At 52.1% G+C, this 15,097-nt stretch carries 16 protein-coding genes; 6 read left to right on the plus strand and 10 right to left on the minus strand.

What is annotated here, in order from left to right:
- The first annotated feature begins 56 nt into the window (after positions 1-56).
- Complete coding sequence (locus tag HAV38_RS14650) at positions 57-983, plus strand: LysR family transcriptional regulator (protein ID WP_168056132.1); 927 nt, start codon at positions 57-59, stop codon at positions 981-983.
- A 26-nt stretch (positions 984-1,009) separates the two neighbouring features.
- On the opposite strand, the gene HAV38_RS14655 is transcribed toward HAV38_RS14650, so the two are convergent.
- On the minus strand, positions 1,010-1,876 hold the full coding sequence (locus HAV38_RS14655) for a LysR family transcriptional regulator (protein ID WP_209216754.1): 867 nt from the start codon (positions 1,874-1,876) through the stop codon (positions 1,010-1,012).
- Between the two features lie 122 nt (positions 1,877-1,998).
- Between HAV38_RS14655 and HAV38_RS14660 the strand changes: the two genes are divergently transcribed.
- Positions 1,999-2,784, plus strand: coding sequence for a dioxygenase family protein (locus HAV38_RS14660; protein ID WP_168056134.1), 786 nt, complete (start codon positions 1,999-2,001; stop codon positions 2,782-2,784).
- Positions 2,785-3,104: 320 nt separating this feature from the next.
- Positions 3,105-3,311, plus strand: coding sequence for a dodecin (locus tag HAV38_RS14665; protein ID WP_168056135.1), 207 nt, complete (start codon positions 3,105-3,107; stop codon positions 3,309-3,311).
- 225 nt (positions 3,312-3,536) lie between these two features.
- Here the strand turns inward: HAV38_RS14665 and yjjJ are convergent, their stop codons facing one another.
- The 6 genes from yjjJ to HAV38_RS14695 form a co-directional block, all read right to left on the minus strand.
- The gene (yjjJ, locus tag HAV38_RS14670) at positions 3,537-4,898 is read right to left on the minus strand and encodes a type II toxin-antitoxin system HipA family toxin YjjJ (RefSeq protein WP_168056136.1); all 1,362 of its coding nucleotides are present in this window, start codon (positions 4,896-4,898) and stop codon (positions 3,537-3,539) included.
- A 175-nt stretch (positions 4,899-5,073) separates the two neighbouring features.
- Positions 5,074-7,008 carry a pilus assembly protein gene (locus HAV38_RS14675; RefSeq protein WP_168056137.1) on the minus strand — a complete coding sequence of 645 codons (1,935 nt, stop codon included), beginning with the start codon at positions 7,006-7,008 and terminating at the stop codon, positions 5,074-5,076.
- A gap of 40 nt (positions 7,009-7,048) precedes the next feature.
- Positions 7,049-7,540: a pilus assembly PilX family protein gene (locus HAV38_RS14680; RefSeq protein ID WP_168056138.1), complete on the minus strand. Its 492-nt coding sequence runs from the start codon at positions 7,538-7,540 to the stop codon at positions 7,049-7,051.
- Positions 7,541-7,620: 80 nt separating this feature from the next.
- Positions 7,621-8,220, minus strand: coding sequence for a type IV pilus modification protein PilV (gene pilV, locus HAV38_RS14685; protein ID WP_221313791.1), 600 nt, complete (start codon positions 8,218-8,220; stop codon positions 7,621-7,623).
- 360 nt (positions 8,221-8,580) lie between these two features.
- Positions 8,581-9,072 (minus strand): asparaginase domain-containing protein, encoded by a 492-nt coding sequence (locus HAV38_RS14690; protein ID WP_168056139.1) that lies wholly within the window; start codon positions 9,070-9,072, stop codon positions 8,581-8,583.
- 35 nt (positions 9,073-9,107) lie between these two features.
- Positions 9,108-9,323, minus strand: a complete 216-nt coding sequence (locus HAV38_RS14695) for a hypothetical protein (protein ID WP_168056140.1) — start codon at positions 9,321-9,323, stop codon at positions 9,108-9,110.
- Positions 9,324-9,328: 5 nt separating this feature from the next.
- On the opposite strand from HAV38_RS14695, the gene HAV38_RS14700 reads away from it, so the two are divergent.
- Both HAV38_RS14700 and HAV38_RS14705 read left to right on the plus strand, forming a co-directional pair.
- Positions 9,329-9,502: a hypothetical protein gene (locus tag HAV38_RS14700; protein WP_168056141.1), complete on the plus strand. Its 174-nt coding sequence runs from the start codon at positions 9,329-9,331 to the stop codon at positions 9,500-9,502.
- Between the two features lie 155 nt (positions 9,503-9,657).
- Positions 9,658-10,428 carry a phosphonate C-P lyase system protein PhnG gene (locus HAV38_RS14705; protein WP_168056142.1) on the plus strand — a complete coding sequence of 257 codons (771 nt, stop codon included), beginning with the start codon at positions 9,658-9,660 and terminating at the stop codon, positions 10,426-10,428.
- Positions 10,429-10,590: 162 nt separating this feature from the next.
- On the opposite strand, the gene HAV38_RS14710 is transcribed toward HAV38_RS14705, so the two are convergent.
- Positions 10,591-11,592, minus strand: a complete 1,002-nt coding sequence (locus tag HAV38_RS14710) for a D-2-hydroxyacid dehydrogenase family protein (RefSeq protein WP_168056143.1) — start codon at positions 11,590-11,592, stop codon at positions 10,591-10,593.
- A 389-nt stretch (positions 11,593-11,981) separates the two neighbouring features.
- On the opposite strand from HAV38_RS14710, the gene HAV38_RS14715 reads away from it, so the two are divergent.
- Positions 11,982-13,853, plus strand: a complete 1,872-nt coding sequence (locus tag HAV38_RS14715) for a phosphoenolpyruvate carboxykinase (GTP) (RefSeq protein ID WP_168056144.1) — start codon at positions 11,982-11,984, stop codon at positions 13,851-13,853.
- A gap of 311 nt (positions 13,854-14,164) precedes the next feature.
- On the opposite strand, the gene HAV38_RS22300 is transcribed toward HAV38_RS14715, so the two are convergent.
- On the minus strand, positions 14,165-14,485 hold the full coding sequence (locus HAV38_RS22300; protein WP_168056145.1) for a DUF2798 domain-containing protein: 321 nt from the start codon (positions 14,483-14,485) through the stop codon (positions 14,165-14,167).
- A gap of 12 nt (positions 14,486-14,497) precedes the next feature.
- Positions 14,498-14,818: a hypothetical protein gene (locus HAV38_RS14725; protein ID WP_168056146.1), complete on the minus strand. Its 321-nt coding sequence runs from the start codon at positions 14,816-14,818 to the stop codon at positions 14,498-14,500.
- Positions 14,819-15,097: the final 279 nt, after the last annotated feature.

Below are 15,097 nucleotides of genomic sequence, written 5' to 3' on the forward strand. Positions count from 1 at the left end.
CTTTTCGGACATTACTTCTCATATATTGCGGAATTAAATTCTACCTCGGACCATTCATGACGCCTGCAGAACGCCTTAAAGGCCTGGAAACATTTGTTGCCGTCGCGGAAGCTGGCAGCTTTACCGCCGCTGCCGAGCGCCTGAATTTAACTAAATCGGCTGTGGGAAAGGCCGTTGCCCGACTTGAGGGACGCTTAAAAAAGCCTCTCTTTGAAAGAACCACACGCCGATTACAAATGACGGATGCTGGCGACGCGTTTTATAAGGTTTGCGTCAGGGTACTTGAGGAGCTGGAGCTAGCAGAACGGGTACTTGCTGCAGATGAAATAATTCCTTCCGGCCGATTGAGAGTGGACTTACCCGCGACATTCGGTCGAATACAAGCGTTTGCGTCACTGTTAGAGTTTGCTGAAAAATACCAGCAAGTGATGCCTCAGGTATCCTTCACGGACCGGTTTGTGGACGTGGTGGAGGATGGGATGGACGTGGTATTAAGAATCGGCGGCGATGACACGTGGTCAGCGGCGGTCGGGTATAAATATCTGGGACACGAAGAATTGGTGTTCTGCGCGTCACCGGGCTACCTGCTGGCGCATGGAGAACCACAGTCGGTCGAGGAGCTGTTGCATCACGACACTGTTCTGTATGGAAGAGCCGATGGCAGCAACGCCCCCTGGCTGATCAAGGATGGACAACAGCCACTGGCACGACAACACGTCAATCCTAGGATTGTGCTGGGGCAGGCCGAGGCTCAGGTTGCCGCGGTAGAAGCCGGCTTAGGTATTGCCCAACTCGCTACCTGGCTTGTGGAGCAACAGATACGTGACGGACGCCTGCAAAAGATCTTACCCCAGCTCGCAACGCAAGGGCTGCCATTGCATATCGTTTGGCAGCGCTCTCGGCAACATGCACCAAAAGTGCAGGCGCTCATCTCGCACTTTGAGACGACTCTAGCCATTCGACCCCACGCCGACAATGTTTGAGGTTCTGTCTTTGCCGGTGGCGTTGCCTAGACTCCCAGCGCAGCCACCAGAAAGTCAACAAAAGTGCGCACTTTGGCGGACAAGTGTTTGCGGCTGGGGTAGACCGCGTAGAGGCCGAATTCTGCCGATTGCCAGTCCGGCAATATCCGCACCAGCCTTCCTGTCTCGATGTCATCGCCGACGATGAAATAGGGCTGAAACAGGATGCCCGCGCCGCTGAGCGCTGCCAGCCGAAGGATGTCCCCGTTATCCGCCCTGATCGGACCCGAAATCGGGACGATCAATGGGCCGTCGGCGCCCTCAAGCTCCCAATTAGCGCCGCTGCCGGTCAGCGTGTAGCCGAGGCATGCGTGCCGGGCGAGATCCGCTGGCGTTTGCGGTGCGCCGTGCCGGGCCAGATAAGCAGGGGCAGCGCAGACAATGCTACGCACCCCGCCGATTTTGCGGGCGATGAGGTCGGACTGCGGCATCGCACCGATCCGGATCGCCAGGTCGAATCCGTCCTCAATCAGGTCAACCTTGCGGTCACTGAGCGAAATATCCAGCTTTACGTGCGGATAGGCCTGCGTGTAATTGGCGATGATGGTCGCGAGCCGGTGCTGGCCATAAGACAATGGGATGGTGACTCTGAGTACCCCTTGGGGCCTGCGCGTCATCTGTCCAGCAATCTGTTCGGCTTCTTCTACGTCGCCGATGATCTGGATGCTGCGCTCATAAAATTCGCGCCCGGTTTCGGTCAGACTTAATCGCCGGGTTGTGCGGTTCAGCAAGCGCGTACCAAGATGTTCCTCAAGCTTCTGTATCTGCTTGGAGGCCATCGCCCGCGAAATATCCAGCTTGTCGGCTGCTGCAGCAAAGCTGCCGCCGTCAACGACCGCGACATACATTCTCATAGAAGCAAACAAATCCATAGCGGGCGATTGTCAATCAAATAGAAATAGTTTAGTCACTAGCCGTATCTTTATCAACCAGTTAAAGCTATATACCATGGAAGCTTATTCCTACCAGGTGTCCCATGTCTCCATTACCAACCATCTTCATTTCGCACGGTTCGCCGATGCTTGCGCTGCAGGATAGCCCTGCGCGCCGCTTCCTCCAGGATTTGGGAGCGAGCTTGCCACGCCCTAAAGCTATTGCGGTCGTCTCCGCGCATTGGGAGACAACTGGCGGCCCAGCGGTGTCGCTGGCTGCGCAGCCGGCAACAATCCATGATTTCGGCGGCTTTCCGCAGGCTTTGTACGATATTAGTTATCCTGCTCCCGGCGCACCGGCATTAGCCGAGCGCGCAGCCACGCTGTTCGAAGCCGCAGGTATTCCAGTTGGACGCAGCGCCGAACGCGGCCTTGATCACGGTGCGTGGGTACCGCTGAGCTTGATGTATCCGCACGCCGATTTGCCGGTGATGCAGATCTCGTTGGTGCATGGTGCCGATCCGGCGACACACGAGCAGATGGGCCTCGCTCTGACGCAGTTGCGACATGAAGGCGTTCTGGTGATTGGTTCAGGATCGCTGACGCATAACCTGCATGAGTTCCGTGGCCAGCCGATCGATGCACCCGCAGCGCTTTGGGTCAGCGAATTCATAAGCTGGATGCGCGAGCAGCTGGAAAACAATGACACCACGGCTTTGCTGGACTATCGCAATCGCGCGCCATCGGCTATAAAAAACCATCCGAGCGATGAGCATTTATTGCCGCTGTTTGTGGCGATGGGCGCGGCTGGCATTCACGCGAAGGCGCAACTGCTGCATTCTAGTGTCGAACACGGGGTGCTAGCGATGGACGCGTATGCTTTTAACTAAAGAAAGGTAGAAAACACCTAACTGAACGAGAGGCTGGTCGCGTCCGTCACATTACACCTTAGATTGACGCCGGTAGCGGCCGGTACACTCATTGAAGACTAATCTTTGCAGGGAGGTAGCGCAGCCAGAAGATGTTGCAAAGTCCCGACCAGACCGTTGCCGTACGATCTCATCATTATGCGAAGAATCCGAAGAATCCGAAGAATCCGAAGATCGTGAATATATTCTTGGTAAATCTATCATTTGGTTTCTATGATGAAAACATCAGCATTCGATAACACAAACGCGATGTCCAACCTTATCCGATAAGGAAAAATACCATGTCCGCACACACCTACAAACTCGTTGAGCTGGTCGGGACGTCAATAAATGGCAGCGATGAAGCAATCCGCGATGCGATTTCCAAGGCAGCCTTGACCGTCAAGCATATGGACTGGTTTGAGGTGATTGAAACCCGGGGTCATATTGTGGACGGAAAAATTTCCCATTATCAGGTAACTATCAAGGTTGGATTCAGGCTGGAGTAATGCATTCCTGAGTGGCCCGGTAGCGCGACCGGACGCCACTATTCCTGGTCATGGCCGCGAAAGTGAGACTGCCTTATAAACGGTGCCGGGCAGCACGGGTGCGGACGGTGTTTTCGCCCTTCCGGGGCTGCTGGCGAGTACGTAAAAGACGGATCACAAGAACAGGTTCGGGTTGCTGTTCAGGCAGTATGTGCGCATTAATATGCTGCAATCGGATAAACTCGGTCAATCGCGTTGTGTGACAAGCAGGCGTTCGATATGGTCAGCATTAGCTTTGCAGATAGCCCGAAACGGATGAGTAATGCGTTCATCTTGCTGCGCGCGATGCCAGAACACCAACGCCGCTTGCGCTGCCCGGACCCAGGTACTGCGCTCTCTTGGCAGAGGAATGACCGGTGTGAATTTACGCTGGACTAGCTCAACACCTCTTTGTGGCGCATACAACATCGGCAGCATGTCATAGGCCGGCGTCAGGGTAAGTCCCGGCAGGAATGCGAGATTGCCGTCGTGCATATCCGTATTTGCAATCAATCGACCAAAATGTTCCAACAGCTTTATCTGGCTGGCAGTCTCTGCCGAAATGTAATCCTTCTTGAGCAAGGCTTCTGCACCTTCCGACCATGGGCCCGTCAGTCCAAACAAGGCAGAATTCAATTCGTACCAGGTACATACGCCAGAGCGACCGAACTCGCCATGCCGGTCGAAACGGTCGACTTCAAAATAAGTACGACCACCCAGCTGATAAACGCGGCTTTGTGCTGCACTCAGCTGGAGAGTATCGGCAATCGTGGTCAGTGCCAGATGCTCGCACACCAGTAAGTCAGACCAACGTTGTTCCTGCGGTGAACCGTCAGCACCGGCAAACTTGACGATGACGTGCGTTGGCCGCCCATTCAGCAACCGACACGCGGTAAATTTAGGAAATTCACCTGCGGCCGACGAATCCGCCAACCCGAAGTCCAAAGCTTGCAACGCGCGTGCTGGATACTCTGTATCGACCATCTCATCACTCAGCAAATACCTGCCCTTTTGTTGCGCGTCCAGAAAACCGCGCAGCGCATGCTCGCCGAGTATGTAATTGCCAGCCTGATCCCAGCCAAGCACGCTCAACGCATACAGCACATCATCCTCGCCCCAGCGCTTCACGTCTTGGTCAACTTGCAGGATAGTCGCAAAATGGTGGGCAAAGTTACGTCCCAAAAACCCTTGCGGTCGCATGTCACCCAACAGATACGGCACCCCACGAAACCAGCCATCCGTCATCTCTTCATTGAGCGGCCAGTGGCAGGTTTCCGTGAAACTCAGCGCGCATCCCTTCGGATAAATGGGCTCGAGTAAACCCACCTCAAGCGCCCGTCCCGTCTCATCAATACGGTATAGAATTAATGGGTAAGGATTTCCGCGAATCAACCGCCGTGCTGCATAGGCGGTCCGCCGCGCGCGACCGCTTAAAACAACCTGGCCATCAAGCCCGGAAATCGCCCGCATCAAAGACGGACGACTCACCCCCAGGCGCTGCAGCAGCTCTCCGCTTTGCTGACGACCCCAGGTGCGAAGAGTCTCGATAGCAATCTGAACAATAGTCATGTAACGATTTTTTACGTATTTATGATATATCGATCATTCACAAAATTGAAAATAACGCAAAATACCTATAACGATTTATGTAACAATTAATGTAACGATTATATTGGTTCTTGCGTATCTCCTAAAGGCATGCAAATCTATTAGAGCGTCGCCCCTATAGGGCATTCGAATTCTTTTAAAACGCCACAGGCAACTGATGCCAGGTTCTAAACGGCAATCTTGGCGTTACCGCAAGCGGGACGATCGACGCGCTTCCATCCTGACCGTGAATCACGACACTTCGCTTTCCATCCGGCTGCGTGATTATCGTCGGGGACGCCATTGAGGGTGGTACACGGATCCCCATCTGGTCAGGCGGTAAGGTAGTGAAAAAGCCTTTTTTATCCGCGGTCCCGGTTGTAAAATCGACTGCCATTAATTCCGACGATGGTGCGTTGATTTGTCCTCCGTGGCCCTCAGGGGTATAAGTCAGGATGACCAGCAAGCCGTTGATTATTTGCAATTTTCCTACGACGCGCTCGCCCAGATTAAGCAGATCGACGTACCAGCCGCGCCGGTTGCTCCAGTGAACCGGGTTGTTGCTGATGGTCCGACCGCCGGTGATCGGGGAGAGTGTCTGCTGTTGTAACTGATAAGCACCGTGGATCGCTGTTACGCCATCTGCCTGCTCCCAGATACCGTAAATGGTCTGCACTTGTGTATCTTTAGGGTCATCGACCTCAAAAAATTTGCCAGTGCCAAACATGATCATGCGCCCGCCTTGGGGATGTCTTGCCATGACGGGTTGCTGGACAACTGGCTGCGCGCGTCCGTGACGATCTTGGGCAGCAAATAGGGGCCGGTTGCCGTAAGCAACTCGCCATTTGGCTGAATCGGTATCACCCAAATCAAATTTCCATACGTTGCCCTGCAGATCGCCAGCGTAGGCTGCGATGACTTCTCTGTGCCCGTTAAATAACAGTGCGGGCGTTGACAAGCCGTTGGGCGCGCCGTCGCCGCCGCAGTGCGTATGAATTTTAGCGATCAGCGAACCGTCTTCAATATTGACAATATACAACGTGGCTTTTTTATTGTCGCTTTCAATGCCATTGCCATAAAGCGCGGCCCATTGCCCATTACGCAAACGGACGACTGCGGCGTCACCGAGCACGTATCCCATATCCTTATCGATGGTGCCGTCCGGCATCTGGTCACTATTTTCCCACAGCACACTACCTGCATCCAACTTGTCGGGCGTGCTGATGTCGAGCGCGGCGATGCTTCTGGCACCAGCGCCAGCTGCACTCAAAATGAGTGTCTTCCAGACTGAATTAGCGGGGCCTTTTTGCGGTAAATAAGCATCGCCTTCCGTTATTTGACCGTCGACAGAGTATCGATGCCGATGCTGAAAGTCGGCATGACTGAGTGCTTTTAAATGCGGAAAAACCGCACGCGGAACATAGGCGAATTTTTCAACCCCCGTCGTCGCATCGAACCCGTGCAGCATGCCATCGTTAGCGCCGACAAATAGCATCGGTGACCGTAAATTTTTGGCGTGAAGGTAATGCAGATAACTAGCGCCACCACCGCTGACATCCGGCAACATCTGATAGCCAAAATGTGTATTCTTTACGTACAGCGGCAAGGAGTTGACGATGCCACCCAATCTGCCTTGACGGTCGCGAAATTTGCCGACGCCGTGGGCGTTCTGCAATGCCGTGTCGCCCCTCAAATAAGACAAAATATCCGGCGATCCGAGCGCGTGCTGTTGTGCTGCGGTTAAATTATCCCAATAAAAATCGACTGCACGATTGCGCTCTGGATTCCACGCCACGATATTGCGCGCTTGCCAGTCCGGCATATGCTGTTCCGCATCCCACAATAGCGCACCGGCACTGCCACTGAAGTTAGTCCGATAGGCTTTTAACTGACCCGCCCAGCCCGCCGTCGTAAAACTGGCTTGATAAGCTATTGAGGCATCATTCAATGCCCGGTCACTGTAAACCAGCGCAGAAAATCCGTTGGGCGAGACTAACGGTTGCTGTGAAATTAGCCCCGAGGCCGGCATCATGACGCCGAGCGCGATCACGCTTATCCCACTTATTGCGATGTTATAAATCCAGGTTTTCATGTGGTTCTCATTTGCAAATCGACGCATTAATCCAACCGTCTTATAGCCGCAGATAACTTTGCAGAAATACTGCAACGCTGCTCGTGGTGCCGATACCCCTCGCAGTAATGCGATAGGCGTAGTGAAAATCGGTTGGATTAAGTTGAAATTCGTAGTCGTTAGCGAGCGTCATTTTTTCGATCATGCAACGCGGTACTTCTGCCAATCCGATGCTGTGGACGATCTGCGAAGGCAAGGCAATTGATATCGCATCACTGCGCCAGTTAGCGGCGATTTCCCATTTATTTTTGCCATGATGTTTGCCACCCTCGATTGGTCCTGGCGTTAGCTGAGGTGGCAAGGTTGCGTTCGATAGCGCCAATTCTCGGGACAATTTTTCGCAATAGCGAAGCACTTGTTCAGCGGCTTCAAAGGCTAGTTTTTGACTCCGAAAATTTGCTGCCATTTTTTCTTCCAAGGTCACATTGCGGATAGCGGTAACGCCGATCATTGTCATTACAAGGACAAAAATTAAGGTCAGTGGCAGTACCATTCCGGCCCGCCGAGCAGGGGAAGGGTGAATGTTTATTTTCACCTCATGAGAGATTTTCCGGAGCGGGATGACAGGCATCATCAAGGCGTAAATACTGTCATAAAACACCGCACATTCTGATCAGTAAGCAGATTTAAAGCCGCAGTCCGACAATGTGTTTTGTTCTGCGCGCGGACGTTAGCGTTATGGCGATAGCTATCGCCCGACAGGGCATCACCCCGATTAGCTTGCCGCGGAGATTGAATATTGGCCTCATGGCCTGGCTCTCTAAAATAGACTGTGACCGCGAACCCATTGCGCACCGAGCCGTATATCTCGCCCCATCCGCCGGCCATTGCATGCGCCAGCGCTGCGCGCCATTCATACAGATCAAGCGTGGCGATTTCGGCATGCGAACAAGCACGAGGGTTTATACAAATGGGCGCTTGTGATAACGCGTTGGACGCGCCCGGATAAAGCTCTGAAGCAGGGCTGTAAAAGCCGCCCCGCGCTCCGGCTAGATTTGCACGTACCCGTTCGGCCAGGTTGCCACTATATGCAGTAGCAATCGCGCGATAATGTGCTACTTTTTGATACCGCAATGCGGCTACCTGCAAACCTGCCAGACCCAGTAAAGTAAAGGCAGTAATGACAATGGCGATCAATACTTCAATCAAGCCAGCACCACGCTGGTTAATCAAGTTTGCTATTTAAAAGGGGTGGATCCAACCGTAAAAAAAAGGGCGAGGTAATTTTTCCGAGAAAATTATTGCTCGCGTATCTGTTGATGCGCCGCGGTGGATTTGTAAGGCTGACCATTGTTTCGTTTCTCAGTATCAATGACTGAAAATTATAGTCATTTCACCTTGATTCACCAATAGGCAAAAGACCTAAAAATAATGTTACTTTTGGCGGAGTTTTCGTATCAATAATCATTTTTACGCTAAAACAGCAGCCCCCCGGAGGAGGACTGCTGTTTTAGGGAACGCGTTGCGCGTTCTGTCGATGGTAGACAATACAAAATTATTTGTCCTGGAATCTCAATGCCGTCACCGAATAAATTAGTGTGGAATCGGCTCAAAAATGCCCGCCACGCGATCTTTCTGCACCTTGTCCCAATCGAATACTTTTCCGTTCATTGCCACATACACGCCGGGTGGCAAAAGCTGCGCGACACCGCATGCGTAGCCCAGATTGAACAACGCATCCGAGTTGGCAACCTCGTAGGGAATCATGGCACCCGTCACCACGATCGCTTTTGCGAGATTTGCCGCGCCCAGCACGGCGGCGGTCTCCTGCATGGTGTCGGTTCCATGAATAATCACGATGGCTTCTTCCACGGCATGTGTGCACGACGCCAGCACACGACGCCGGTCGATATCTTGCATATCGAGCGAATCAAGCAGCGGCAACTCCTCTAGCGCATAGGCGGCAGTGATGCGCGCGCGGGCAATTGCCTGTGGCAAATGACTAGCTGCAAAGGTCAACTTACCTGCGATTTCGTCATAATGTTTATCAAATGTGCCGCCAGTGGCGATGATGCGGAGAGCCATACGAATTAATTTCCTGGTTAGTTTGCTGGTCACTGTTACTTGTGGATTGCGGTTTCAGTTTCAAGGCGCCCCGCTTTACGGCCGCTGCAATGTGAAAACAGATAAATCGATAACGGTTGTATCAATATGCCGACAACCATTCCCGGTGGCAACAAAGCCAATATCTGCGACGCAGCGCCGCCTTGAGGTTGCATTTTAACTTGCTCCGGCGTTACCGTCGGCACGCTCGTATTGCCATATTGTTTTAGCAAACAGGTTGCGCCAACGCGGGCGGCTGGACAACAGTGGCGCGGAAATCACGTTGAAGGGTTGCGCTATTGCCGCTATGCCGGTTACGCTGGAGGGGGTGCTGATCGCCTATAATTTGCTCGAGCCGACAATGTCGGTCGTCGGCTTGTGCACCTGGTTGGCACGGTTGCGGGGCGACTGAAGGCGAGCGCAACCGTTAGGACGCTTTGACATATAGTGTGTCCTTTATGCCTTTCGGGTGAACCGATTATACTGACGGATACTTTTTGCCAACCAACCTTTTGCTAAAATTCACCCTGCGATGTTTACTTGTTTTGCAGTAAAGTCATATAGTTCATGAAACCGATTGCCCCCGGCACCGTCATTTTTCATCGCTATCGCGGATATGGCGTCATCGTTTCGGTCAATTTACTGACTGGGTGGATTTCTGCGCGCTTCGGCAGCGAGATCCGCACCCTCGACTTAAGTCTATCCTCGGATGACATACAACATGCCGACGGCGATCCGATACTCTTTCGCCACGCGCCACCAGATCGCATGCCGCATGGACGCCTGATGGCGATGGTTCGCAAGTTGCATAGCGCGGGCTACGAGCGTTTATATTTATATAGCTGGCCTAAACCTTCCGGTATGCATTGGCGCTGGCATTTATTCTGCGGGCGCCATAATTGGCTGGAACGACCACGCCGCGAAGGATGGTATGGATCGGGTGCGGATTACAATTTTAATCCGATTCTTGGATGGGGCGACAATCCTGGTGCGTCGGCGGACGAGCTGGCTAGTGCGCTGGCGCAATTCGATCCGCACGGTTTTGCGCAAGCGCTCGGTCGCGATGAGGACCATACGCGCTGGTTTGCGGAGGTTTGCGATGCGCTCCTGCCGGATTACGCTTTTAGTTTGGCGTGGAACGTCAACGGAACCGGCAATCATGCGGCTAAGGCGGCATCCATGCCCGCCAGTTTGCCCGTGATTGCCGTGAGGAGCGGCGTGCCAGAATATAGTGGACCGCCATTGCCGTGGCCACCAGGATGGGCGCGGCTGTGGCCCGGTGCGAATCGGGCAGTGCCGCCGTCCAATATCATTACACTCACCAGAGTCGCCGATTAGTTCGTAGTTCGGCGCTCAAAAACGCCCACGAACGAGTGAAGTGCTTAAACTGAGCAATTGAAGGGCTGAAGCGGTAGCAAGCTGTCTACGAAGCTGGCTACTAATGAGATAGCCGCCAAAAATACGCCCGGTGAAACACGATCAGTCGAACGTCTAGTCCCGTTATCTAGCTCCTTTGCTTGCCAGCACGCTTGGATTCAATATGTTCTTGGGCGTCCCGTTTGCAAAATCCGCAACATTTTGTAACGCAGTACTGAAATATAGCTCATAGCCGTCTTTTTCTACATATCCCAAATGCGGAGAAGCAATCACATTGTCCATCTTTAACAATGGGCTGTCCGGCTTCAATGGCTCCGATTCAAAGACATCCAATGCCGCGAAGCCTGGCCGACCTCGTTGCAGCGCTGGCAATAGCGCATCGGTCGCCACTAGTTCAGCACGACTGGTATTTACAAAAATTGCGGTCGGCTTCATCAGCGCCAAATCTTCACCTGTCACTATTGCCCGGGTAGCCTCATTTAAACGCAGATGAAGCGACAAAACGTCGGCTTCAGAAAAGAACTGCTCTTTGGTGTCGGCGACCAGATAACCGTCTTTAAGCGCCTGGGCACGGCTGGCGTCCCGCCCCCAAATCATTACACGCATACCAAATGCTTTACCGTAACCCGCGACCATGCGGCCTATCTTGCCGTAACCCCACACGCCCAGTGTGCGCCCTTTGAGCGCGATACCAAGACCATTAAAGTTGGCCTGCGAAGAAACGGTTTGCCAAAGTCCTTGTTGTAAATTATGCACGTATTGGGGGATTCGACGTGCTGCTGCCATAATCAGCGCCCAGGTTAATTCGGCGGGTGCAGTTGGATCCCCTGATCCTTCAGCGATCGCAATATTCAATGCTGTTGCTGCCTCAACGTCAACGTGAGTACTTACTTTTCCTGTTTGGGATATCAATTGCAAGCGTGGCAATTTTTGCAATAACACCTTAGAAAGTGCGGTACGTTCACGGATCAAAACCAGCGCATCAAAACTGGCGAGGCGGATCGCTAACTGTCCGCTTCCCCGCGCGGAACTGGTAAAGATTTTGACCTCGTGGCCCGCCAGTATGGCAATACTATCAAGATGTCGCACCACATCCTGATAGTCGTCGAGTATGGCTATTTTCATAATAATTTCCGTGTGGAATGTCATGTTGGGTGGTGGAGTGTCACAGTCTCGTAACAAAGCAACAGCAATCGCAATTCTGCAAATACCTTACTACAATAGTTGGTCATTTTTACTACAAAACGAGTGTACAATTAATTCAGACTCTCCAGAAAAGCCTGATTAGTACGCTAAAAAATACATCAATATACGTCATTGTTTTTTAAAAGTGCGCCTGTCGGGCATCGCAAAAGATAGACGTTGTTCATTTTTGTCCAATATCAATCGCGTATTTTCATCGTTAAATGGTAACAGCCCTCTACAAACAAATTCTTGCCTTCCGGATGCCGCGAATCTATCGCGATCCGCCAGGCATTAACCAGACATAACAAATATATTTAGGAGGTAGCTTTATGAATCATCCGGACCGCTCTCATGTCGCTCAGATTTTACGCGGGCCCAGCGCCGATGCGCCAGCTTACGTTAAACAACAAAAGTTAATTAATTGGGTTAACCAAATAGCGGCCCTGACCAGACCGGACCATATTCACTGGTGCGATGGCTCTTCGGAAGAATACGATCAACTGTGCGCTGAGATGGTAGCAGCTGGCACGATGAAAAAGTTGAATCCGGCCAAGCGTCCAAATAGCTATCTGGCATGTTCCGATCCGTCGGATGTGGCGCGCGTAGAAGATCGCACTTTTATTTGTTCCGCGCAAAAAGAAGACGCCGGTCCGACCAACAACTGGACCGAGCCTGCTGCAATGCGCGCTACGCTAAATGATTTGTTCGATGGTTGCATGCAAGGGCGCACCATGTATGTGGTGCCGTTCTCCATGGGACCGCTGGGCTCTGATATTGCCCACATTGGCGTTGAGCTTTCGGACTCGCCGTACGTAGCGGTCAACATGCGCATCATGACCCGCATGGGCAGGGCAGTCTATGAAGTGCTGGGTACGGACGGCGATTTTGTGCCATGCGTGCATTCGGTCGGCGCACCGTTGCAAGCCGGTCAAAAAGACGTGGCGTGGCCATGTAATCCCACCAAATATATCGTCCATTATCCAGAAACGCATGAAATCTGGTCGTTTGGATCGGGTTATGGCGGCAACGCATTGCTTGGCAAAAAATGTTTTGCGCTGCGCATCGCCTCTACTATGGGTCGCGATGGTGGATGGCTGGCCGAACACATGCTGATTCTGGGCGTGGAATCGCCTGTCGGTAAAAAGCATTATGTCGCCGCTGCGTTCCCTTCGGCCTGCGGTAAAACCAACTTCGCCATGCTGATTCCACCGGTCGGTTTTGAAGGCTGGAAAGTAACTACCATCGGCGACGATATCGCCTGGATCAAACCGGGTGCGGACGGTCGTTTATATGCCATCAATCCTGAAGCCGGTTATTTTGGCGTAGCCCCCGGCACCAATGAAAAGACCAACTACAATTGCATGGCCTCCATGCGCGACAATACTATCTTCACCAATGTTGCATTGACTGATGACGGCGATGTCTGGTGGGAAGGCATGACCAAGGAAGCCCCCGCGCATCTGATCGACTGGCAAGGCAAGGACTGGACGCCTGCTAGCGCTAAAGAAACCGGTGCCAAGGCAGCACATCCCAATGCCCGCTTCACGGTCGCAGCAACCCAAAATCCGGTGATCGATGCTGCATGGGACGATCCTGCCGGTGTGCCGATTTCTGCTTTCATCTTCGGCGGACGTCGTTCAACGACCGTGCCGCTCGTCACTGAAGCCCGCAATTGGGTTGAAGGCGTGTATATGGCTGCTACCATGGGCTCGGAGACTACGGCGGCCGCAGTCGGGCAACAAGGTGTCGTGCGCCGCGATCCGTTTGCGATGTTGCCGTTCATAGGTTACAACATGAGCGATTATTTCCAGCATTGGCTGAATATGGGTCGCAAGATCGCTGCTTCTCCCGCTGAAATGCCTAAAATTTTCTGCGTCAACTGGTTCCGTACCGATGCCGAAGGCAAGTTTGTCTGGCCAGGCTTTGGCGACAATATGCGCGTGCTGAAATGGATGCTGGACCGCCTGGAAAATAAAGCCGGTGGCCTCGAACACCTCTTCGGTACCACTCCCCGCTACAGCGATCTGCAATGGGATGGGCTGGCGTTGAGCGAACAACAGTTCGATCAGATTACGTCGATAGATAAAGCTGCATGGCGGGAAGAAACTGCGCTGCATACTGAGTTGTTCGAGAAGCTAAAATACCATTTGCCGCGGGAGCTGGAAGAAGTCAAAGCTGCGCTGGAAAAGCGCCTGACTTAATCATTGTCCGGAATCACATTTAGACAGATAGCAGTGAAAGCGTAACTCTCAGGAGTTGCGCTTTTTTTGTTGACGACCTGCCAAAAAAAACCCACCTGCGCGTTAGCGGGTGGGTTGAATCCGCCCGGGGAGGGCAGAGGAGACATTCGATGCGGTTCTGATACGGGCAGCTAGTGAAGCGAACGCATAACTGGTTTCTACAACAACTAGTTGCGCTGATCTGAAGGGGATCAGATTTATCGTGCTGTTATCAATAAATCTATCAAAAACTCTATCAAAAACGAATTTATGAAAAACAAATTTGCCAAAAACTAAACAATCGACTGTGGAGAAATATGTGCCGCTAGCCTACGCAATGGCGAATGTAGTAAATACATAATAGGAAACACAATCGGCCACAAGGTGAGCCAACTTTCGACCCACGTGCGAAAAAAATGTGCGTCGATCTGGTGCCATATGATGGGCATCAAAGCTGTTGTCATACTGGTGACTACCCCTGAGAGAACAAAAGAAGGCAGCATTGAAGCCAGACTACGGGACTTCCGCCATATTTTATTACCAACCTCTGTTGATGTTCGCATATTCGTCATGGCAGTGCGTTGATCTTGATCAGTGTTTAAATAAAGACGCATTTCACCTCCAACCTAATTGCTACTTGCCAGCAAACGCAATTCTGCGGCCAAACTTGGTTGACTACCGACCTCATCATTTGCCATACGTCGCGCCATCTTTCGGCCCTTGGCATTATTTTCCGCCAAACGACGTTCCCGTGATTTGCGGGGCTTTATTATCAGTAATGTAGCGCGAAAAATTCCGCGAAGTAAGGGCTTGAAGTACATGCCCAAGACGATGGCAAGGCAAAAAGCCAATGACGGCCAAATGACCCCGCGTGCAGAAGCGGCGATGTGACGCAGTGTTGAGGCATCAAACAAATTGGCGAAAAGGGTAAAGAAATCGAAAGACATGATATGCGGCTTACGTATAATATTGAACTTGTGCAATGCAGTATATTACTGCGCATTAATACGAGCCAATCCTTAATCTGGATATCTGTTATACCTTTCTTGTATACCTTTTGGCGTGTAGGTGGCTGTTTTATAGATACGCAAGGAAAGAGGACTTTTAAAGGCTTGCATAGCGCACCATTAGCGCTGCCCTATCAAACTTGCTGCGTTGCAATATAGATTATTTGAATATGTCTTTATCGGTTTCAACGAGAGAGGGATAAAATCGGGAAGCACGAA

The sequence above is a fragment of the Glaciimonas immobilis genome (assembly GCF_011947285.1).
In the GTDB taxonomy this organism is placed as follows: domain Bacteria; phylum Pseudomonadota; class Gammaproteobacteria; order Burkholderiales; family Burkholderiaceae_D; genus Glaciimonas; species Glaciimonas immobilis.